Raw genomic sequence first — 22,411 nt, 5'->3', positions numbered from 1 at the left:
TGTAACCGGAACGAAAGATGCACCGCAGCGGGGGAGCGACCCCGGGTTAGTTAGGTCGGCAGGTCCTGCCGGGAGGCAGTTGTCCGGTTGAATTTCAGGTTAGGTTTTAGTTTGCAATTATCGGGTCCTTCCCCGCGCGGTTTTTTCTACGAACACTAATCCTTAATCAGTCAGGTATATGTCATCATTACTCAGATTCAAGATGGTCGATGCGGCCATAAATCACACGGCCGTCGAGGTGAAAGTTCCCGAAGGACGCCCGTCGGACTACTTCGGAAAGAAGGTATTCGGGCGTGCGGCCATGCGGAAGTATCTCGACAAGCGCACCTATGCGGCTCTGCTCGATACGATGGAAAAACGCACGCCGCTCACGCGCGAAGTTGCGGACAGCATCGCGGCGGGCATGCGCCAGTGGGCGCTGGAGCACGGTGCGGACCACTATACCCACTGGTTTCAACCCCTGACGGGCGGCACGGCCGAGAAACACGACGCCTTTGCCGAGCCGGACGGCCAGGGCGGCGTGCTGGAGGAGTTCTCCGGCAAGCTGCTCGTGCAGCAGGAGCCCGACGCCTCGTCGTTTCCCAACGGTGGCATCCGCAATACGTTCGAGGCCCGCGGCTACTCGGCCTGGGACCCCACGTCGCCCGCCTTCATCGTCGACACGACGCTCTGCATCCCTACGGTCTTCATCGCCTACACGGGCGAGGCGCTCGACTACAAAGTGCCCCTGCTGCGTTCGCTGACGGCCATCGACAAGGCCGCCACGGAGGTGTGCCGCTACTTCGACAAGAATGTCGAGAAGGTCTTTTCCTACCTGGGCTGGGAGCAGGAATATTTCCTCGTGGACGAGAGTCTCTGGGCCGTGCGTCCCGATCTGATGCTCACGGGGCGTACGCTCATGGGGCACGAGTCGGCCAAGAACCAGCAGTTGGAAGACCACTATTTCGGGGCGATCCCGACGCGCGTGATGTCCTTCATGAAGGACCTCGAATACGAGTGCTTGAAGTTGGGAATCCCGGTCAAGACGCGCCACAACGAGGTGGCTCCCAATCAGTTCGAGCTGGCTCCGGTTTACGAGGAGGCCAACCTGGCCAACGACCACAACCAGCTGCTGATGACCATTATGGACAAGATCGCCCGCCGCCACCAGTTCCGCGTGCTGCTGCACGAAAAGCCCTTCAAGGGGATCAACGGCTCGGGCAAGCACAACAACTGGTCGCTGGGAACCGATACGGGCGTGAACCTGCTCGGCCCGGGCAAGACCGCTTCGGAGAATCTCCAGTTCATCACCTTCCTGGTGAACGCCATTTCGGCGGTTTACAAGCACAACGGTCTGCTGAAGGCGTCGATCATGAGCGCGACGAACGCCCACCGGCTGGGCGCCAACGAGGCGCCTCCCGCCATCATCTCGACCTTCCTCGGAACGCAGGTGTCGGCCGTGCTGGACAAGCTGGCCGCATCGAAGGGCGACGATGCCATCCGTTTCGACGCCAAGAACGTCTTCAAGATGAGCGGCATTTCGCACATCCCGACGCTGCTGCTGGACAACACCGACCGCAACCGCACTTCGCCGTTCGCCTTCACGGGCAACCGTTTCGAGTTCCGCGCCGTGGGTTCGTCGGACAACTGTGCCGAGGCGATGATCGTGCTCAACTCGGCGATGGCATATGAACTGACCGAGTTCAAGAAGGCCGTGGACGCCAAGATCGAGGCCGGGGCCAAGAAGGAGAAGGCCATTTACGAGGTGCTCAAGCAGATGATCAAGGCCTGCAAGGCCATCCGGTTCGACGGCAACGGCTATTCCGACGAGTGGAAGGCCGAGGCGAAGCGGCGCGGTTTGGACTGCGAGACGTCGACGCCGCTGATCTTCGACCGCTACCTGGACAGGGAGAGCCTGAAGATGTTCGGCGACATGGGGGTTTTCACCAAGGTCGAACTCGAGGCCCGTACCGAGGTGAAGTGGGAGACCTACACCAAGAAAATCCAGATCGAAGGCCGCGTGCTGGGCGACCTGGCGATGAACCACATCGTGCCGATCGCTTCGAAATACGAGGCGCAGTTGCTCGACAAGGTCTATAAGATGCATCAGATCGGAGGACTGAACGCCTCGTCGGACATTCTGCTTATCAAGAAGATCCAGGACCATACGGCCTCGATCCAGAAGCTCACCGGCGAGATGATCGATGCCCGCAAGGTCGCCAACCGGATCGAGGACCCGCGTGAAAAGGCCATTGCCTACCACGACACCGTGGCTGTCTGCTTCGACGAGATCCGCCGCCATATCGACAAGCTGGAGGAGATCGTCGACGACCAGATCTGGCCGCTGCCGAAGTATCGCGAACTGCTCTTCCTGCGGTAGTTTCCCCTTTGTAAGCGGCGATTCCCGCACATCCCTCGAACGGGACGAATGGAATGTACCTCATGTACGATCCATCCGTCCCGTTCTTCACGATGCACGGAACTCTCCGGCTTAAAATCAAAAACCGTTTCCGGCGTTATTTCCGGTAGACGACCTTTCCTCCGATCATTGTCAGCGAGATGTCGATCCCCTCGTCGAAAAGCACGATGTCGGCGTCCTTGCCCGGGGCGATCGAGCCTTTGCGGTCGTCGATGCGCATCAGCCGTGCGGGGGAGAGGGTCATCACCTGCACCGCTTCGGGCAGCGAGGCGCCCGCTTTGATCATGTAGTTGCGCACGACGCGGTCCGTCGTGCAGACCGATCCGGCGAACGAACTGCGATCGGGGAGTTTCGCCACACCGTCCTCGATAATCGCCGCCATGCCGTCGTCGAGGCTGCCCAGGATGGTCGGGCCGTCGGGCATGCCTGCACCGCGCATGGCGTCGGTGATGCCGACGATGCGGTCGGGCCCCTTCACTTTCCAGATCAGCCGGAGCAGCGGTTCGGGCAGGTGGATGCCGTCGCCGATGGTCTCGACGTAGATGCCGTCGAGCAGATAGCCCGCCTCGATCACCCCGGCGTAGCGCAGCGCGTTGCGGCGCGTGACGCCCGAGCACATCGAGTAAAAATGGGTGATGCTGTTCACTCCGGCATCGTAGGCGTCGACCGCCTCGTCGTAGAGCGCCGAAGTGTGACCCATCGACATCTGGATGCCGCGGCGGGAGAGCTCGCCGATCAGCGCCGCGCTGCCCGGCAGTTCGGGCGCGAAGGTCCAGCGGGCGATCAGGTCGCCGCCTTTGGCGAGGATGGCGTTATAGTCCTCCGGCGTGGGATTCTTGATGTAGCGCGGGTCCTGTCCGCCTTTCATCTCCATCGAGAGGTAGCCGCCTTCGATGTGGATGCCGCCGAACGCCGCGCCGTGCGTGTTCCGTTTCGCGGCCTTGCGGTAGGTGTCGAACAGGCTGAAAAGCGTCGCGTTGGAGCACGAGGCGGTGGTGGGGTAGATCAGCGTCGTTCCGTGCTGCGCGTGCATCTCGGCGGCGCCGAGCATCGCCTCGACCGTGCCGTCCGAGAAGTCATGGCCCCCTCCGCCGTGGCAGTGCACGTCGATGAAGCCGGGGGCGGCGTAGCGGCCCGCCGCGTCGATGACCTCGGCGCCTTCGAATGCCTCCTCGAGGTCGGTTCCGACGGCTGCGATGCGGCCGTCTTCAATCAGGATCGTCGCGTTTTCCACGACTTTGGAGGGCATCACCGCCGCGGCGTTGACGATTTTCACCCGGTGGGGGCCTTCGGCGGCCGCGGGAAGGCAGCACGCCAGCAGTCCGAAAATGGGAATCAGGGTTTTCATGCTATCGCTGTTTTTCTTCGTCGATATTCTGAATGCGCCCGCCGAATAGGAACACGGCAAGCAGGGATACGGGGAAGAGCAGGCCGCCGAAGATGAAGAACGGTGCCCAGCCCGCGCGGGTGATCATCGGTACGACGATCATCGCGAGGATGGTGCCCAGCACCGCCGCAGCACCGCCCAGCCCGGCCAGCGAGCCGACCGTGCGGCCGTAGTGGAAGTCGGCGGCCAGGGTCATCAGGTTGGACTGCACGAACTGGTAGCCGCCCAGAATCAGGGCCATCATCACGACGGCGAAGGTCGCCGACGAAGCCATCGTGGCTCCCACGACGCCCGGCAGGGCGATACATACGCCGACGATCATCGAGCATTTGCGGGCGAAGTTGAGCGAACGTCCGCGCTTTTGCAGCAGTCCCGAGAACCATCCTCCGGCGAATGCCCCGATGGCGGCGCCCACGTAGGGAACCCAGGCCGACATGGCCACTTCGCGGATGTCGAGGTTGAACACCTCGATCAGGTAGATGGGAATGAAGGTTACGAAGATCCACCAGACCGGGTCGATGAAGAAGCGGCCCACGATCAGTGCGTAGTTTTTCCGCTCGCGCAGCAGTTCGCCCCAGCTTTTGCAGCGGCAGGGTTCGGTCTTGTGTCCTTCGGGCTGCCCGGAGAGGATGTAGTCGCGTTCCTTGTCGGTGATCCAGGGGTGCTCCTTCGGGCCTTTCTTGTTCACCCAGAGCCACGGGATGATCCACAGCACGGCCAGCGAACCCACCACGGCGAAAGTTGCTTTCCAGCCGAATGCGAGGTAGAGGAACGAAATGACGATCGGGGCGAGGATCGAGCCTACCGAGGTCGAGGCGTTGAACAGCCCCTGCGCGAGCGCCCGCTCCTTGGTCGGGAACCATTCGGCGTTGGACTTGGTCGTGCCCGGCCACGGTCCCGCCTCGCCCAGGCCGAGCATGAAGCGGAACGCCGTGAGCGACTTGAATCCGGCGGCGAAGGCCGTGAAAGCGTCTGCAGCGCCCCACAGCAGCGCCGAGAAGGCGAAGCCGCGGCGCGTGCCGATGCGGTCGTAGAGTTTTCCGGAAAAAAGCTGGCTCAGGCCGTAGGCGATCATGAAGAAGATCGTGATGTCGGCCAGCAGTTTCTTGGACTGCGCTTTGAATTCGGCCTCCGGCATGGCGGGGTCGAGGATGCCCAGTTCGGCGGCGATGCCGCCCACGGCGGTGTAGACGTAGCTGCCGTCCGCCTGCTGTGCGACGCGGTCGGCAGGCGCCACGACCGTCGTGCCGTCTGCGGCGGTCAGGGTGTAGGTTCCGTCTGCGGCATCGTAGACCGCCCTGTCGGCCGGGTATTCGCTTTTGGTGTTGGCGACCCACATGTAGTTGAGCGTGCCGCGGTCGAGGTAGTTGATGATGGACACGAGCATGATCAGGCTCAGTATGATCCATCTTAATCCGTTGATTTTCATATTCGTTTCATTTGTTTGTTCCATCTCGGGTCTCCGATCTTCCGACCGGACGTACTGTTTTCCCTGAGGCGCAGCGAGACGCCTTCCGCAAGCGGGTTGCGACCCGGAGCCTCGTAGGCTTCGGCGGCTTTTGCCGGGAGCGTCTTCAGTCCGCGTGCGCCGGGTATCGAGGCCAGTTCGCCCGTGGCATAGGAGTCTTCCACGGCGACTTTGCTGCCGGGACCAGCGACGATGAAGCGGCTGGCGGGACCTGCGAAGGTGAAGACCGATTCCGTGACGCGGATGTCCGCTTCGGCGTTGCCCAGCCGGATGGTTCCGGCGTTGTTGTCCGCGCGGTTGATGTCGTAGAACGTGCAGCGTTCGATCTCGACCCGGGTCTGCATCCTGGCGTTGGTCACCACGGCGCCCCGGGCCATGTCGGCGAAGGTGCTGTCGCAGAGCCGGATTTTGCCCACGGCGGTCTGCGAGGTGCTGGCCGCCGAATAGACGAAGTGCTGCGGGAATCCGCCGTTGAAGACCACGCAGTCCTCCACCCGGATCTCTCCGATGAGGTTGCGCGCCGTACCGGACGTGCGGCTGCCCACCAGCCCGGCGCCCGTGCTGCCGCCCAGGTCGACCGTGCAGTTCTCGATGGCTATCAATCCGATCTCCACGCTCCCTTCCGAGGGGGTGTCGACGAGGTGTTTGCCGCCGAGCGTGAGGTCGAGCCCCCGCAGCACGAGGTGTTCGGCTCCCGTGCCGATCCGGAACGACCCGACGGTGATGCGGGGACGTGCGCCCGCTTCGCCCGCGATGACCGTGCTGCGCTTCACAGCCAGCGTGCCCTCGACGGCGTAGCTGCCCGCTGCGATCACCAGCGTGTCGTTGTCCTTGAGCGTGCGGATGGCGCGTCCCAGGTCGTCGCCTGCGGCGACGCACCGGGTGGCGGCTCCTGCGGGGAACGCCAGCAGTGCGCAGATGCAAGTTATCAATAAATTTTTCATTTTTTGCGGTTTTGGCGTTATTTGCTTACCAGCGACGCGCTGTCGCGGTCCGCATAGAGCGTACAGTCGCGGTGCGTGCGCAGGATCGACGCCGGGCACGACGTGACGATCGGGCCGTCGCACGTCCCCTTGATAGCGTTTGCCTTGGCGATGGTGGGCACGATGGCGTAGAGTTTCTTCACGAACAGCAGTTCGGGGATGGTGATCGTGTAGGCGTGCGTCGGAACCTCTTCGATGGCCTTGAAACAGCCGTCGTTGACTTGCTGGCGGATACATGCCGGGTCGAGGTCGACGGTCTTGACCGTGAGCGGGTCGTCGAAGAACGCCACGTGGGGGTCGTTGAAGGCCAGGTGGCCGTTCTCGCCGATGCCCAGGAACACGATGTCGGCGGGCATCTGTCGGAGCAGTCCGGCGTAACGTTCGCATTCGGCGGCCGGGTCGGCGGCTTTCGGGTCGATGTAGTTCACCGATTTGAAGGTCTTCTTGGAGAAGATGCGGTCGCGGAGGAACTGTCCGAACGCCTGCGGGGCGTGGGGATCGATGCCGATGTATTCGTCCATGTGGAATGCGTTGACGCGCGACCAGTCGATCTCTTCCAGCAGCAGGTTTGCGAGGAAATCGTTCTGCGAGGGGGCCGAGGCGAAGATGATGTTCACTTCGGGCTGCGTTTCCAGCAGCGAACGGATGTATGCGCCCACCTCGCGGGCGGCCACCTCGCCCAGTTCGGCGCGGGTTTCGGAGATCGTTACTTTGAGTCTTCCTTTGGTCAGTCGGGTTACCATGTCGTTGAATAGTTTAATGCGTTTGTTGTTTATTTTTCGTTGATGCGTTTCTCTCGGAGCAATGCCGCGGCGCATTCGTGCAGGTAAATCTCTACGTTGGTGTAGGCTTCGGAGAGGCTTTTCGCCGCTCCGTCGGCCGGGTCCGACGGGTCGAGTCCCCGGGCGAGTTCCCAGGCGTCGGGCATGCCGTCGCCGTCGCTGTCCGCCGGGGCTTCGGCCGTTTCGTAGGCGGGGTATCCGCCTGCCTGCGACGGCGAGTCGATCAGCCCCGCCTTGCTCGGTTCGGCCGTGCCTGTATATCCGGTCGACGTGCCGTTGCGGGCGTCGGTCGCGGCCCGCAGGTCGACCTTGTCGCGCGGCCACGCTCCGGCGCCATTGACGACCGCGAGGAACGCCTCGGCGGCGGGCTGGGTCGCCGTATGGGCGGTCATGCCCCCGATGGGGAATTCCGGAACGCGGCCCGGAGGAGCGGGTATCCCCTCGCCGCCGGCTCCCGACCAGACGATCCCGTTGTAATTGTCTTCCTCAATGCGCGTCAGTCCTGTTCCCGAGCGGGTTTCGTAGCGGTTTCCGTCGATGTAGACCTCGGGATAGGCTGCCGGAATGCCTGCCGGAGTCAGCGAAGTCGCGGCATAGGCCGTCAGGAAGCGGTTGCGCGCCGGGGAGTGGGGACCCTCCTTGTAGTAGTTGTTCACCAGGTTGAAATGCCCGCCCTCGCCGCCGTAGGAGACTTCGCCGCCCCAGCCGTAGACGACGTTGTTGCGGAAATCGACGTTGCCCCGCCACTCTGAGGCCGGATATGCTTCGGGATAGCTCGATGCGGCGTCGAACCGCGGATTGCGGCTGTCGTGGCGCGAGATGAGGTTGTGGTGGAACGATGCGTCGCGGCCGCCCCAGATGCCGCCGTAGCCGTGAGGCGACTCCTTTTCGTGGGTCGACAGACGCAGGCTCTCGGTGAGGATGCACCATTGGAGCGTGAAGTCGCGGTTGCGGTAGAACGAGGCGCATTCGTCCACGCTCCAGCTCATCGAGCAGTGGTCGAGGATCACGCCGGAACTGCTCTGGCCTTCGCAGGCGTCCTGCGCCGATCCGGTGTCGAAATCGTCCCCGAGGCGGAAACGAAGGAAGCGGACGATGACGTTTTCGGCATAAGTGATCGCCAGCGGCCAGTTCTTCAGGCAGATGCCGTCGCCCGGGGCAGTCTCGCCCGCAACGGTGATGTCGCATCCCTGCCCGGCGTAACGCCCGTCGTTGCGGATGTAGAGTTTCGCCGCCAGCGGAATGACGCCCGAAACCCGGAACATCACGATCTTGGGCCCTGGCTGCGTCAGCGCCCAGCGCAGCGACCCTTCGGGAGGCACGGGGTAGGCGTCGAGCAGGTTGGTGACGTAGTAAACCCTGCCGCCGCGGCCTCCCGTGACGTAACGCCCGCCGCCCTCGGCACCGGGAAAGGCCGGTGTCCGCTCCCCGCCGGCGGGAAGGATTTTCAGAGAGACGACCACCGGGCTTTCGGTCCGGTCGCCCCGGCTGTCGCGGACGTAGACGCCGTATTGGGCGGGGGAGTGCTCGGGAGCGGGCACGGTGCGTTCGAGCGAGGGGGAGAAGTCCCCCTGCAGCGAGGTCGCGTAGCCGTAGGGCGGCACGCCGCCCGTGACACGCAGGTACTCCTCCAGCCGCACGGTCGTCCCTTCGATGGCTTCGAAGGCGGTTTCGCCGTTGCGCGAGGCGTTCAGCGGGGCGCCGGGCTGCTGCCCGCCGTCCGTACAGGCGGCGAGCAGGCAGATGGCGGCTGTGAGAAGGGTCCGTTTCATCGTTCGGTCGTATTATTCCCAGCGGGGGTCTCCGAGTGTGGTTCCGGCGGCTTCCTGCGCGGCGCGCACCGACTGGTCCTTGATGCGGAACGAGGCTCCTGCCGCCGAGGGGTCGGCCGTGGGGTTCTGCCACAGCTCGGCAGGTGTGCCGCCGTAGGGGGTCATCCGGTCGGCGACGTTGTAGGCGCTCGACCCGAAAGCCGGGGTCTGCGAGGCGAAGTGGTAGAAGTTCGCACAGTCTATCTGCTCTTTGGGAACATATTGGCCCTCGCCGCTTCCGGCGAAACGAAGCACCTGGTAACCCTTTGTGCTGCCGAACCACATTACCGAGTTGCGCAATGCGATCCTGCGCCCGGAGGCGTTCGCCGTACCCGCCATGCGGATGTCGATCAGCGCATTGCTCCCGGCCGAGGCGACGTTGTAGAGCGTACAGTTCTCAAGCTCGATCTCGTAAGTGCAGTCGGCCGTATTGGTCACATAGATCAGACCGCGGGCGCAGTTGGAGAAGGTCGAATGGCGCATGACGATCTTTTCGAACTCGCCGATGCTGCCCGATGCCGAACCGTAGACGATGTTCTGTGTCTGCCCCGCGTTGGAGAAAACAATGGAGTTGACCACTTCGTATTGGTGCAGCATCTGTTTGGTGGCCGTGCCCTTCGTGGTGTTGAAAAGCGTCGAAGCGCCGGTTGCACCGGAGTTGAGGTCTACGATGCAGTTGTCGATGCGGAGCAGCGCGATGTCGTAATCGCTTCTCGCCTGCATCAGGTAGGTCGAGCATTCGATGCGCAGGTTGCGCAATATGATTTGCTCCAATGTCCCTTCGGGCTGGAAGTTTTTGGTTATGGAGATCGTTGTGCGTGCCGGATCGTCAGAGTAGAGTTCCAGATTGCGTGCGATGGGGATAGCTGCGTCCGCCGTTACCGTGTATTCGCCCGCTACGAGATAGACGGTCTCATATTGACGGTCGGGCGCACTGATGATCGCTGCCAGGTCGTCGCCCGGGCGTACGACGATCACATCCTGCCCGGGGGCCTCCGGCGTCGTGAATTCCGACGAGGCGATCGTCTTGCCGTCTTTGGATTTCAGTGCGGCGGTGTATTCCGCGCCGGGCGCGAGTGCCGTCACGGTCGCCGAACCTGCGGCGATGTCGGCCGGGGTGACGGGAACCTGCCGCTCGGGCGTTTCGACGCCTTTGCGCGTGAGTACGATTTCGGAAAGTTCCTCGGGCGAGACGTAGTAGAGTTCCCAGCGGATTTCGGCCGAGGCGCTTACGGGGTCGGTCGTGAAGTCGAGCTGCGCCGAGGCGTAGAGCGCCGGAACGGGTCCGGGAACGGTGCGGTGCGTGCACGTGCCGCGCATCTTTTTGCCGGCGTAGAGTTCCAGCGTGTATTCCGTGTCGGTGAGCACGCCCTCGCTGAAGGCGGTCCGCTGTGCCGCGGCCTCTTCCTCCGAGACGGGGAAGACCAGCGCTTGGCCGCCTGCGGTCGGGGTGGCGCGTACCTCGGAAATGGCTTCCGGCTCGGTTCCGGCCTCACCCCAGGTCATCGTCACGGTACAGGTCACGGACCACGGCGAGGTGGTGTAGACCATCTCCGAGGAGGCTTTGACGTTGGGTATCTTCGGCTCGGTGAGCGTTCGGGCCGTTGCCACGGCGGAGTATTCCGACGACGAGACGCCCGTTTTGTCCGAGAGGGCCATCACGCGGAAATAGTAAGTTGTGGCCTCCGTAAGCTCCCCGACGGTGTATTTGTTGTCCTCGACGGGTTCGATGACGGCGACATCGCCCGCGAAATCTTCGTTCAGGGCGTATTCGAGCCGGAACGCGCCGGCCGATCCGCGCCACGATACGGCGATGTGCTCGGAATCGGCGGCGACGGCCGTCACTGCGGAAGGCCGCAGCAGGCTGTTCAGCGAGGCGTCGTACACCTCGACGGCGGCATCCTGGCAGGCGCCGAGTCCTGCCGCCAGCACGGCGGCGAGTAATTTCAGGGTATGGATGGCGTTTTTCATGGTTGGTCGCGCGGTTTTAGTTGTTGTAGCCCAGTGATGCGTTGCTCAAATGGCCCTGGCTGTTCATGATGACCGACGAGGGCAGCGGCATGTCGAGTCTGCGGTCGGGATCGGTGTGATACTGCGCCTCGATGTAGGCGTCGGAGAGGTAACCCGACGAGGCCGAGGGGGTGATCCACAGCGACGGCGTTGCGGGTGCGGGTGCGGCGTTGCCCGAGGGATTCCAGTTGCGCCAGCCTCCGGCCTTCATCCAGGCGTCGAGCGCCGCCTGGTCGGTGACCTGCTGTCCTTCGGTTCCGGGCGCCGTTTCGCCGCGGTTGAGTCCGTACCAGACGATCTCGCGCTCCCCGGCGGCGTTGCTCTTGTATTTCCAGAAGACGTAGGCCGGAACGTCAGCATAGCCGCCCGAAAGCGTCCGCAGATCGTACATGTCCTGCTTCACCTTGTCCATGTTGGTCTTCAGCAGGTTCCAGCGGATGAGGTCCTGCTTGCGGATCATCTCGCCGACGAATTCGAGGCGCCGCTCCTCCTGGACGGCTTTCAGGAAGTCGGCTTCGGAGCCGGAGACGCCGGCGATCCATTCGGCCTGCGAGGTTCCGAACGCCCGTTCGCGGATGCGCTGGAGGGCCAGTTTCGCCTCGTCGGTCGGACCGCCGTTGAGGCGGTTGTCGGCCTCGGCGAACATCAGCAGCACGTCGGCGTAGCGCAGTACGATCGGCGTGATGCCGTCGTTGGCGTTGGCCGAGAATTTGGCCAGCGAGGGGTCTTTCCACTCGGCGCGCAGCTTGCCGCCGGTCATCATGCTCGGGCGCGTCAGTTCCTGCACGCCGTCGGCCCAGCGGAACGCCACGACCGAGATGTCGCGCCGCTTGTCCTTCGCGTCGAAGTCGTAATAGAGCGTGGGAACGACGCCCATCGTGCCGCCCATGTAGACGCTGGTGTAGGGGTCGCTGTCGGCTGAAATGGTTCCGCTGCCCCCGGGGCCGCGGTGGTAAACGCCTGCCGCGACCATCCAGTTGCCGCGCGAATTGTACTTGAAGGGCAGCTCCCAGAGGGGTTCGCCTCCGGCCGAGACCTTCGCGGCGCAGTTGTCCTTGAATATTTTGGCGAAGTCGTTTTCGAGGATGAATCCGCTGCCTTCGTGCTGCATGATCTCGCGGCACTCGTCGCGGGCGATGGTGTAGGTCTTCTCGACCGTCAGTTCGGGATCGGCGCTCAGCTGCGCGGTGTTCAGCTCGCCGTAGAGGTGGTAGGCGTAGCCGCCCGCCGTGAGGGCGATGCGGGCGCGCAGCGCCTTGGCGGCGGCGCGGTTGGGGCGCAGCACGGTGCTCGTGACGCCCTGACCGGGCCACGGCATCAGCCGTGCGGACTCTTCGAGGTCGGCGAGCAGCTGTTTCCAGATCACGTCGCGGTCCGCCCGCCCGGCGTAGAGGCTTTCGTTCGAAAGCGCGTCGAAGCGGGCCGGAATGTTGCCCCAGATGCCCACCAGTTCGTAGTAAATCCAGGCGCGCAGGAAAAGCGCCTCGCCCAGCAGGTAGGCCATGTCGGCGTTATGCTCCGTATCGCCGTAGGCGCGCAGTCCTCCGATGCAGTTGTTGGCCCGCTCGATGGCGATCATGGCATAGGAGAAGGCGTCGCCGAAATAGTTGTCCGTCTCGCTGTATTTGTAGACGGCGTAGGCCGAATGGCTGTCGTTCTGGGCAGGCGTCACGCCAGACGTGGAACTCAAATGCCGTTCGGTGTCGTTGTTGTAGCCGTGATAGGCCCACAGACGGCCGTTGAACGAGTTGAAGTTGATCGACTCGTAGATGCCCATCACGGCACCTGTGGCGAGCGTGGGGTCGGAGAAGACCGCCTCGTCGGTGAACGAGGACTCGGTCTTCGCCTCCAGGAAGTCGTTCAGACAGGAGCACAGGCAGACGGCTGCGGCGAGGAGTATGATGGTTTTCAGCGTTTTCATCTTTAGAAGGTAAGGTTAAGTCCGACGATAAAGCCCCGGGTCTTGGGGTAGGGCGAGTAGTCCACGCCGGGGGTGAGGGGCGTGGAGCGCCGGGTGTCCACTTCGGGATCGAAGCCCGAATAGCCGGTCCAGCAGAAGAGGTTGGTTCCCGTGACGTAGATGCGCAGCTGGGTCAGGCGGATTTTGCGCAGCAGCGCCTCGGGCAGCGAGTAGCCGATCGTGGCCGAGTTGAGGCGCAGGAACGAGCCGTCCTCGACGATGTAGGAGCTGACGTAGCGGTAGGCGCTCATGGGGGTCCACATCGTGGTGCCGCGGTTGATTTCGTCCAGCAGCGCCGGGTCGGTGATGCGCTGTCCTGCGGCATCGATGCTCTGCCAGCGGTTGCCGGAGTCCATCGCCGTCAGCAGGTTCTGGTAGCGGTAGCCCGCCGTCGAGGTGTATTCGGCCTTGTTGACGTTGAGAATCTTGTTGCCCAGCGTGTAGGTGAAGTTGGCGTTGAAGTCGAATCCCTTGATGCGCCCGGCGAGCGAGAATCCGCCGGTGGCCTTGGGCAGCGTGCAGCCCAGCACGGTGCGGTCGGTTCCCGCAGAGATGGCGTCGGGGTCGCCGCCCAGGTCGCGGAAGCGCACGGCGCCCGGACCCCAGCCGTTGCCGGCGATGTGCGAGTTGTCCAGCACGCCTTCGTTGGCCTGCCATGAGGAGCCGGTCCACGTGAAGTCCGAGGCCGGGTAGCGGCCGTCGGAGACGTAGCCCCAGATCTGCCCCAGCGACTGGCCCGGCGTCACGACGAAGTCGTAGTCGATCTGCGTCGAGGCCCACGACGAGTAGGCTTCGATGCGGTCCAGTCCGCCCAGGTCGAGCACCTTGTTGCGGTTCATCGCGATGTTGAATGAGAATTGCAGCGAGTAGTCGCGCTTGTCGACGAGCACGGCGTTGAGCGCCAGTTCGATGCCCTTGTTCTGCGTGCTGCCCATGTTGCGGTACTGGTGGGTGTAGCCCGCACCCTTGATCGGGAAGAGGATCAGCTGGTCGTGCGTCGTGTTGAGGTAGAGGTCCAGATTGCCGTTCAGGCGGTTGTCGAAGAACCCGAAGTCGAGTCCCACGTTGCGCGATACGGTGGTTTCCCACACCAGGTCGGGGTTGGTCATGTATTTGCCCTGCGACCAGTAGGAAACCGACGTTTCGAAGGGCAGCAGCTGCGTGTTGTCGGACGTATACTCGGCCAGGGTCTGGCCGCCGGGGATGTTGTCGTTGCCCGCCAGGCCGATGCTGGCGCGCAGTTTCAGCTGCGAGAGCCATTCGGCCTCCTTGAGGAACGACTCTTCGGAGATGCGCCAGGCCACGGCGCCCGAGGGGAAATAGCCCCACGGCTGGCTTTTCTGGAACTTGCTCGACCCGTCGGCGCGCAGCGTTCCGGTCACCAGGTAGCGGTCGTCGTAGGAGTAGTTGATGCGTGTGAAGAACGAGAGCAGGTTGTCGGGCGTCGCGTAGAAGTTGTTGGTCGAGACGGCCGTGCCTTCGGTCGTGAAGCGGAACGCCTGCCGGGCGGAGAATGTCACGGGGAACCCGTCGACGTCGGTGGTCAGCGTCCGGGACTTGGTGGTGTTCAGTTCCTGTCCGACGAGCACGTTCAAACGGTGTTTCTTCGGCAGCAGGTCCTTGAAGTCGTAGCTGAGCGTGTTGTAGTTGGAGATGCGGCGCGAGTCGGTGTTCGTCAGTTCGATGGCCGGGCGGTCCTTGACCACAGCGTTCATGCGCGCATAGTAGGTCGTGATGCCGAAGAACCGCTGGTTTTCGTTCCAGTTGAACTCCAGGTTGAGGCTCGAGCGGAAGACGAGGTTCTTGACGATGGTCCAGGAGAATCCTCCCGAAAGCGCCAGATTGCGGCGTTTCTGGATGCGGTCGTTGTCGCGGATATACTCCGTCGGGGTGAACAGGCCGCTGTTCTTGTAGAATTCGTCGTCGTCGAAGCCCTCCGTCGAGAGTCCCTTGAGCGGGATGGGCGAGTACTGCATGACGTAGCGCATGCGCGGGTCGCTGCTGCGTCCGCCGCTCTGTTCGTTGGCCCCCGAACCCGAGATTTTCGTGTCGGAGAAGCGCGACTGGAAGTCGAGCGTCACCTTGCGCGAGGGCTTGTGCTGGAACTTGAAGGTGAAGTTGTCGCGTACGAAGTCCGAGGTGATCATCACCGCGTCGTCCATCTGACGGGTGTAACTGGCCGAGTAGGTCATTTTGTCGCCCTTGCCCGTGAGCGCGACGTTGTAGTTCTGTGTGGTGGCCGAACGCCCGAAGACGATCTTCTTCCAGTCGTTGCCCGCATAGTTCTTATAGAGGTGCATGTCCTCGTAAACGCCGAAATAAGGCTCGTACATCGAGCCGACGGAGTTCCGGTAGACCGACTGTTCGTACTGCCAGAGGGCGTACTCGTAAGGATCGAGCATGTCGGGCATCGGAGTCACGTATTTCAGTCCCGCATAGGCGTTGAACGTCACTTTGACGCCGTTTTGCCGGGCGCTCTTGGTCGTGATCATGATGACGCCGTTGGCGCCCCGCGAACCGTAGATGGCCGTCGAGGAGGCGTCTTTCAACACGTCGATCGACTGGATGTCCGAGGGCGAGATGTCGGAGATCGACGAGACGGGGAAACCGTCCACGATGTAGAGCGGCGAACTGCTCTGCGTGATGGAGTTTCGGCCGCGGACGTACATCGAGACCTCGGCGTCGGGGGCGCCGTCGGTGGTGAGCACCTGCACGCCGGCCAGTTTGCCCGAGATGGCTTCGGCGATGTTGTTGACGGGGGTGCGGACGATGTCTTCGGCCGAGACCGACGAAACGGCTCCTGTGAGGTCGGCGCGGCGCACGGTTCCGTATCCGATCACGACCACTTCGTCGATGGCCGTGTTCATCGCTTCGAGCCGTGCGTCGACTTTCGTGCGGCCCGCGACGGGCACTTCGAGCTTTTTCATGCCTACGTAGGTGAAGACGAGCGTATCCCTGCGCAGGTCCGCGCCCTGCAGGGCGTATTCGCCGCGGATGCCGGTCGTCGTGGCCGCGGTCTTGCCCTTGAGGGCCGCCACGGCGCCGAACAGCGGTTCGCCGTTGTTGTCGGTCACGACGCCCGTCAACTGCTGGGCCGCCGCCGGTGCAAGGGCGGTCAGCAGGCAGCATAGGGTCAGATAAAATTTGGTCATAGCGGTTTCAGGTTGGGGGTTAAGGTTGAGTTATCGGGCGGGATTCGGTTTCACGTATCGGCCCAGCGGGTTGCCTGCGGCGGCGCACGCTTCGGCGAAGAGCGCCGCGAACTCCTCGGCCCCGCGTATGCAGAGGTGGGTGTCGTCGGCATTGCCGTCGGGGAAGCGTTCGGCGACGTTGGGTTCGACGTAGAGGTAGAGTTTCTTGGACTCTTCGGGACCGTATTTCAGGACGAGTTCGCCCGTCAGGCGGTTCATGTCTACCAACGGGACGTTCAACTCGGCGGCGACTTCGGCCGCGGCCGGGACATAACGCCCGTGGGAATCGCGCAGCGTGCCGTCCTTGTTGAACTGCCGCCGTACGATGGAGGTCGCCAGGATCGGCGTGGCGCCTTTCCCGCGGGCCTCGTTCACGAAGCGTCGCAGGTTCTCCTTGAAGGTCGTTTCGGGGTCGGTGTAGCGTTTCGGGTCGCTCTTCTTGGCGTCGTTGTGCCCGAACTGGATCAGCAGCAGGTCGCCCGGGGCGATGCGGTCGAGGACTTTCTGCCAGCGTCCCTCGTCGATGAAGCTCTTGGTGCTGCGGCCCGAGACGGCGCAGTTGCGCACGACGAGCTGCGCGGGGTCGAAGAACCGCTGGAGAGGCTCGGCCCAGCCGCGTCCCGGATCGCCCGGGTCTTCGTCGCACTTGGTGTTGGGGGCCATCGTCGAGTCGCCGATCGCGTAGAGCGTCACCGGACCTTCGGCCAGGACTTCCGCCGCCGGAAGCAGCAACATGCAGAGGAGGAGTTTCAGGGTTTTCATATTCGGTTACGGTTTATTTCAGCAGGTAGTCGGCAAGGGGGTGGTGCGCTTCGGTGAGTTCGGCGCCGAAAAGCCGGGCTACCTCGTAGGCGCCGTCGTAGTTCCAGTGGGAGTTGTCGGCGTTACCCTCGGGAAAACGTTCGACCACGCCTGGTTCGATGTGGTTGAAATAGCGCTTCGAACCCTCGACGCCGGCCTGTTCGACCAGCTTCCACGTGGCCGTCTTGAGGTCCATGACCGGTACGTTGCATTCGGACCCGACAGCCTCTACCGCCGTGATGTAGGGACCGTAGGTGTCGATCAGTTTCCCTTCCTTGTCGAAGCGGCGGCGTACGACCGAGGTTGCCAGCAGGGGTTCGGCCCCCTTTTCGCGCGCCTCGCGGATAAAGCGGCGGAAGTTGTCGCGGAACGAAGTTTCGGCATCGGTGTGGCGCTTGGGGTCCGCTTTTTGGTCGTTGCCGCCGAACTGGATCAGCAGCCAGTCGCCCGGCTCCAGCTGTGCGAGCACTTTGTCCCAGAGCCCTTCGTCGATGAAACTTTTCGAGCTGCGGCCCGAACGGGCACAGTTGCGGACTTCGAGACGCGTGGTGTCGAACACCCGTTTGAGCGCGTCGCCCCAGCCGTAGCCCCGGTCGTAGGCGGGATCGTAAGGCTTGTTGTTGTAGGACATGGTCGAATCGCCGATGGTGAACAGCCGTTTTCGCTGTTGTGCTAGCGATTCTCCTGCTGAAAAAAGCAGGGCTGCGGCGAGGAGAATTCCGAAAAATCGGGAGGTTTTCATGGGTCGGGAAGTTTTTCAGTTCACTATTCGTTAACGTACACGGTTTTTGATCTAATCTTGCTGTATGTTTGTAAAATATTGATTTTAAGTATATTTATGCTTACATTATAGTTGGAAAATGGCTTTTTAGACTATTTTAACGTTTACAAATCTATAATTAATTCCTTCCGGATGCAAATTTTTCGCAAAAAAAATGATATATTTACACACCGCAAATTGGCGAAAAACTACATTTTCAACCTAAATTTATCGAGTCGCAGGCTATGATTGAATCGGATAAGACAGCAACGATGGAGCAGGTTGCGCGAGCGGCCGGGGTGTCGATCGGGACCGTGGACCGTGTGTTGCACAACCGCGAGGGCGTCTCGGAGAAAACCCGCAAGAAAGTCTTCGATGTTATCAATGAAATAGGCTATAAACCAAATATATACGCCTCAATACTGTCGCGTCGGAAGGACTTCTCCATCGTCGCCATCATTCCCTATTTCCAGACCGGAGAGTATTGGGAGCTGGTTTATAACGGCATTACGAGGGCCGTCAAACAGTCGCAGGGACTGAATATCGACCTGAAGATTTTTTACTACAACCAGTTCGAGCTGGAGTCGTTCCGGGGGGCCTGCCGCAACACGATCGACGCGCGGCCCGACGCCCTCTTCATCGCACCTATTTATAAGGAGGAAACCATTCGTCTGGTGCACCATCTGACGTCGTTATCGATTCCGGTTGCCTATATCGACACCAAACCCGGGAATACCGACTATCTCGCTTACTTCGGCATGCCGCTTTTCGAAAGCGGCTATCTGGCCGCAGACCTGCTCGTGGGGAACGACCCCGGCGTGCGAGAGGTCGTGAGTTTCAATATCGACCGCGGAGAGGCCCCTCCCAACGATTCGACGCTCAACCGCCACCGGGGATTCCTGGCCTACCTGAACGATAACAACCCCGGCTGCACGCTCACCGACTGCTCGATGTCGCCCTTCGATTTTCTCTATAACATGCGGCTTTTCGACGCTTTTTTCGAAGAGCATCCCGACGTGAGGCATATTATCACCTTTAATTCGCGTGCGCATCTGATCTCGGACTGGATGGAGATCCGCGGCATCCGGGACAAGAAGCTGCTCGGTTTCGACATGCTGCAAGCCAACATGCGTGCGCTGAAAAACGGCACGATCTCCGTGCTCGTAGCGGAACGTACGGATAAAGAGGCGTTTAAGGCCGTGAAGTCCCTGATCGACTTTCTAGTGCTTCGCCAGCGTCCGCCCCGCCGTGACAATTACAGTTCGATCGACATCCTGACGCGTTACAATGTCGATTTCTACCTCACCGAAGAATAAAGAGGAGAAGTCCGGTCTGAATTTTTTGGAAAAAAGATGAATTGTCGTACTTTTGTTCTACGATCCGTTAACGTTAACGGACATGCGCAACGCCTGAAACTACCCGAAAAACCGATAAAACCATGAAAAAACTGCTTCTGTTTCTGCTGTTTGTCGCTCCGTTCCCAGCCATGGCGGCGTCGCCGCGGCTTCCGGCCTTTCCCGGCGCCGAGGGCGGCGGCATGTACGCCACGGGGGGCCGCGGCGGCCGTGTGCTCTATGTGACGCGCCTGGACGACGACGATCAGGAGGGATCGCTGCGCTGGGCCGTGACCCGCAAATATCCCCGGACGATTCTGTTCCGGGTCTCCGGCGTCATCCGGCTCCGGAAGCGGCTGAACATTACGGGCGGCGACGTGACGATCGCCGGCCAGAGCGCTCCCGGCGACGGCATCTGCATTGCGGGCTTCGGCGTGGCCGTGCGGGCCGACAATGTCGTGCTGCGTTACCTGCGTTTCCGCATGGGCGACGAGATGGGCGCCGCGGCCCACGACGAGGACGCGCTCGGGGGGCGTTACTGCCGCAATGTCCTGATCGACCACTGCTCGATCAGCTGGAGTACGGACGAATGCGCCTCGTTCTATGCCAACGAAAATTTCACGATGCAGTGGTGCATCCTTTCCGAGAGTCTGCGCCGTTCGCTGCACGATAAGGGCAGTCACGGCTACGGGGGCATCTGGGGCGGCAAAAACGCTTCGTTCCATCACAACCTTCTCGCTTCGCACGACAGCCGCAATCCGCGTTTCGACCATCCGCTGCTGTACCTGCCCAACGTCGCTTTGGACGATTTCCGCGGCGTGGTCGATTTTCGCAATAACGTCATCTACAATTGGGGCTCGAATAACACCTACGGCGGCGAAGGCGGGCGCTTCAACATGGTCGCCAACTATTACAAGCCCGGTCCGGCGACTCCGGACAAAGGCACGGCGGCCTTTATCACCGCCTACGGACGTACCCCAGACCTGCACAACAAGGAGGAGCGCGTCTATTACGAATCGCCCTATCCCACGCTCTACATGTCGGGAAACGTCATGGAGGGCAACCGGGCGATCTCGCGGTCGAATTACGACGGGGTCCGCTACGCCAGGACCGGCGGTGAAAAGGGGGAACTGCTCGACAGTCCGATGCCTGTCAACGGACTTGCCGAAGGCCACACCACGACCCACGACGCGAAACGCGCCTGTGCGCTCGTGCTGGCATGGGCCGGAGCTTCGCACGTGCGGGATGCCGTGGACGAACGCATCGTGCGCGATGTGCGTACCGGCACGGCGACCGTGACGGATGGAGGCAACGGCAGTACGGGCGGCTTCGTCGATACGCAGCGTGCCGTCGGCGGCTGGCCCGAGTACCGGCAGGCGGCCGCTCCGGAGGACAGCGACGGCGACGGCATTCCCGATGTCTGGGAACGACAGCACGGACTCGACCCCGCCGATGCGGCGGATGGGGCGAAAACCGATCCCGCGAGCGGATATACGTGGCTCGAACGCTACCTGAACAGCCTTGTCGGGTCGATTGCCGACCGGCAGAACAACCGAGAAAAACCCTGAACCGAATGAAACGTATCCTATTGCTGCTGGTTTTGTCGGCAAGCCTCTCCACTGCGGCGGCCGCGCCGAAAAACGACTCCCAAAAGCTCCTTGCGGCCATGAAGAAAGCCACCCGCTTCATGTACGACCGTGTGAGCACCGAGGGCGGGTTCGTCTGGAACTACACCGCCGACCTTTCACGCCGCTGGGGTGAACTGGAAGCCTACCCCACGATGGTGTGGGTCGAGAAGGGAACCCCCGAGGTGGGACAGCTGATGATCGACGCCTACCACGCCACGGGCGACGAGTTCTATTACGACATGGCCGTGCGCTCGGCCCGCATCCTCATCCGCGGACAGCTTCCCTGCGGGGGCTGGAACTACAAGTTCGACCTGGCCGGAGCGGCCTCCGAACGGCGGTGGTTCGAGACCATCGGCCGCAACGCCTGGGGCATGGGCGAGCACGGTCACTACTACGGCAACGCCACGTTCGACGACGATGTGACGGCCTCGGCGCTCAATTTCCTCATGCGCATCTACCTTGAAAAGAACGATCCGCAGTTCAAGCCGGCGCTCGACAAAGCCGTCGGCATGATCTTCGAAAGCCAGTATCCCGTCGGGGGCTGGCCCCAGCGCTGGCCGCTGATGCACGACCATCCCGACGCCGACGGTACGCCCGACTACTCGGCCTGCATCACGTTCAACGACGACGTAATTCCCAACAACATCGAGATCCTGATGCACGTGGCTTACGTGTTGGGCGACGCCCGGGCGGTGGAGCCGCTCGTCCGGGCCATGAATTGTGTGCGGACCCTCCAGCAGGGAACTCCCGCAGCGGGCTGGGCCGACCAGTACTACCTCGATCTCACACCCGCCAAGGCGCGTGATTTCGAACCTGCGGCGGTCTCCACCGTCCGTACCCGCGACTGCATCCGCCTGCTGATGGAGTTTTACCGCCTCACCGGGGACCGTAAATTCCTCGACGGCATCCCCGCGGCGCTGGATTTCCTGCGTGCCGCGGCGCTCGACGAGGCCTCGGCCGCCGGGCTGGGCCGAAAACCCGGCAAGGGACGCCTTCTTTGCCCGCGCTTCGTCAGGCCCGGGACGCTGACGCCGCTGTACATGCACCGCAAGGGCCTGCACGTGGATAACGGGGTCTATTACATCGACCAGAACCCGCACAACATTATCGGCCACTATGCCGCGCTCGTAGTGATCGATGTCGACGGCCTTCAGCGGCAGTACGACTCGCTTTGCGCCCTTCCCGTGGCCGAGGCTACCGCAGGTTCCCCGATGCTGGGAAAAGGACGGCTGGAACTGCCGCGTTACCATACTCCGGCCATCGCCGCCGCCGATCCGTCGCACGCGGACGCCGTCCTTTCGTCGCTCGACGGCGAAGGCCGCTGGATCGGGCCGCTGAATTGGGTGCTGGTTCCCTATATCGGGCCGGGCAGCGCGGACGACCCCGTGCCCGACACCTACGAGCAGACCCTCGGCAATCCGCACAACACGGCTTCGCTGGTCACCGAACCGGTGGAGGGCATCTGTCTGCGGACCTATATCGATAACATGGCGACGCTGATCGCGTCGCTCGAAAATAGAGAGAACCGATGAAAACCCGAAGCAACACATTCATTCCCGAACGCGAAACGGCGTGGGAATCCTGCGGCGAAGGACTCCGCCGCCAGATCATGGGCTACGACCCGCACCTGATGGTGGTGAAGGTAGCCTTCGAAAAGGGCGCCGTCGGCGCGCGGCATACGCATTACCACTCCCAGGCGACCTATGTGGTGAGCGGGCGCTTCGAAGCGTGCGTCGGCGAGACCCGCCGAACGCTCGGCCCCGGCGACGGATATTACGTCGCTCCGGACGAGCCGCATGAGCTGTTCTGCCTGGAGGCGGGTACCCTCCTCGATATCTTCTCGCCCCTGCGGGCCGATTTCTTGAAATGACGGACGGTCTGCGGCAAAGAAAAACGGA

Annotated in this window: 15 protein-coding genes; 5 read left to right on the top strand and 10 right to left on the bottom strand. The window is 62.3% G+C overall.

What is annotated here, in order from left to right:
• The first annotated feature begins 202 nt into the window (after positions 1 to 202).
• A complete protein-coding gene (locus ACGHP5_RS02345) occupies positions 203 to 2,359 on the top strand; it encodes a glutamine synthetase III (protein WP_290532224.1) in 2,157 nt (718 codons plus the stop codon).
• A gap of 136 nt (positions 2,360 to 2,495) precedes the next feature.
• On the opposite strand, the gene nagA is transcribed toward ACGHP5_RS02345, so the two are convergent.
• Genes nagA through ACGHP5_RS02295 form a run of 10 tightly spaced genes read right to left on the bottom strand, consistent with a single transcriptional unit; the run spans position 2,496 to position 17,533 of the window.
• Positions 2,496 to 3,746, bottom strand: a complete 1,251-nt coding sequence (gene nagA, locus ACGHP5_RS02340; RefSeq protein ID WP_390567939.1) for an N-acetylglucosamine-6-phosphate deacetylase — start codon at positions 3,744 to 3,746, stop codon at positions 2,496 to 2,498.
• Position 3,747: 1 nt separating this feature from the next.
• Positions 3,748 to 5,214 (bottom strand): MFS transporter, encoded by a 1,467-nt coding sequence (locus ACGHP5_RS02335; RefSeq protein ID WP_290531842.1) that lies wholly within the window; start codon positions 5,212 to 5,214, stop codon positions 3,748 to 3,750.
• Entirely contained in the window at positions 5,211 to 6,197 is a 987-nt protein-coding gene (locus tag ACGHP5_RS02330; RefSeq protein WP_390567938.1) for a hypothetical protein, read from the bottom strand. Before ACGHP5_RS02330 ends, ACGHP5_RS02335 begins: the two co-directional genes overlap by 4 nt.
• A gap of 17 nt (positions 6,198 to 6,214) precedes the next feature.
• On the bottom strand, positions 6,215 to 6,979 hold the full coding sequence (locus tag ACGHP5_RS02325) for a glucosamine-6-phosphate deaminase (RefSeq protein ID WP_337773205.1): 765 nt from the start codon (positions 6,977 to 6,979) through the stop codon (positions 6,215 to 6,217).
• Positions 6,980 to 7,008: 29 nt separating this feature from the next.
• Positions 7,009 to 8,790 carry a pectate lyase gene (locus tag ACGHP5_RS02320; protein WP_337756807.1) on the bottom strand — a complete coding sequence of 594 codons (1,782 nt, stop codon included), beginning with the start codon at positions 8,788 to 8,790 and terminating at the stop codon, positions 7,009 to 7,011.
• A 12-nt stretch (positions 8,791 to 8,802) separates the two neighbouring features.
• Positions 8,803 to 10,800, bottom strand: a complete 1,998-nt coding sequence (locus ACGHP5_RS02315; RefSeq protein ID WP_337756805.1) for a hypothetical protein — start codon at positions 10,798 to 10,800, stop codon at positions 8,803 to 8,805.
• A gap of 16 nt (positions 10,801 to 10,816) precedes the next feature.
• Positions 10,817 to 12,760, bottom strand: a complete 1,944-nt coding sequence (locus ACGHP5_RS02310; protein ID WP_337773206.1) for a RagB/SusD family nutrient uptake outer membrane protein — start codon at positions 12,758 to 12,760, stop codon at positions 10,817 to 10,819.
• Between the two features lie 2 nt (positions 12,761 to 12,762).
• The gene (locus ACGHP5_RS02305; RefSeq protein ID WP_290531836.1) at positions 12,763 to 15,951 is read right to left on the bottom strand and encodes a TonB-dependent receptor; all 3,189 of its coding nucleotides are present in this window, start codon (positions 15,949 to 15,951) and stop codon (positions 12,763 to 12,765) included.
• A 30-nt stretch (positions 15,952 to 15,981) separates the two neighbouring features.
• A complete protein-coding gene (locus ACGHP5_RS02300; RefSeq protein ID WP_295901394.1) occupies positions 15,982 to 16,752 on the bottom strand; it encodes a rhamnogalacturonan acetylesterase in 771 nt (256 codons plus the stop codon).
• A 13-nt stretch (positions 16,753 to 16,765) separates the two neighbouring features.
• Positions 16,766 to 17,533 (bottom strand): rhamnogalacturonan acetylesterase, encoded by a 768-nt coding sequence (locus tag ACGHP5_RS02295; RefSeq protein WP_290531834.1) that lies wholly within the window; start codon positions 17,531 to 17,533, stop codon positions 16,766 to 16,768.
• A 263-nt stretch (positions 17,534 to 17,796) separates the two neighbouring features.
• Here ACGHP5_RS02295 and ACGHP5_RS02290 point away from each other — a divergent pair, with 263 nt between their 5' ends.
• The 4 genes from ACGHP5_RS02290 to ACGHP5_RS02275 all read left to right on the top strand — a co-directional run bounded on the left by ACGHP5_RS02290 (position 17,797) and on the right by ACGHP5_RS02275 (position 22,383).
• A complete protein-coding gene (locus ACGHP5_RS02290) occupies positions 17,797 to 18,867 on the top strand; it encodes a LacI family DNA-binding transcriptional regulator (RefSeq protein ID WP_290531833.1) in 1,071 nt (356 codons plus the stop codon).
• Positions 18,868 to 18,989: 122 nt separating this feature from the next.
• Positions 18,990 to 20,453 (top strand): pectate lyase, encoded by a 1,464-nt coding sequence (locus tag ACGHP5_RS02285; protein ID WP_337756798.1) that lies wholly within the window; start codon positions 18,990 to 18,992, stop codon positions 20,451 to 20,453.
• A gap of 5 nt (positions 20,454 to 20,458) precedes the next feature.
• Entirely contained in the window at positions 20,459 to 22,045 is a 1,587-nt protein-coding gene (locus ACGHP5_RS02280) for a pectate lyase (protein WP_390567937.1), read from the top strand.
• Positions 22,042 to 22,383, top strand: coding sequence for a cupin domain-containing protein (locus tag ACGHP5_RS02275; RefSeq protein ID WP_295901405.1), 342 nt, complete (start codon positions 22,042 to 22,044; stop codon positions 22,381 to 22,383). Before ACGHP5_RS02280 ends, ACGHP5_RS02275 begins: the two co-directional genes overlap by 4 nt.
• Positions 22,384 to 22,411 lie beyond the last annotated feature (28 nt).

Source organism: Alistipes sp. i18-0019-D1, from assembly GCF_042852885.1.
GTDB lineage: Bacteria > Bacteroidota > Bacteroidia > Bacteroidales > Rikenellaceae > Alistipes.
Note: the sequence above shows the minus strand (reverse complement) of the source record. Positions and strands in the feature narration are given on the sequence as shown.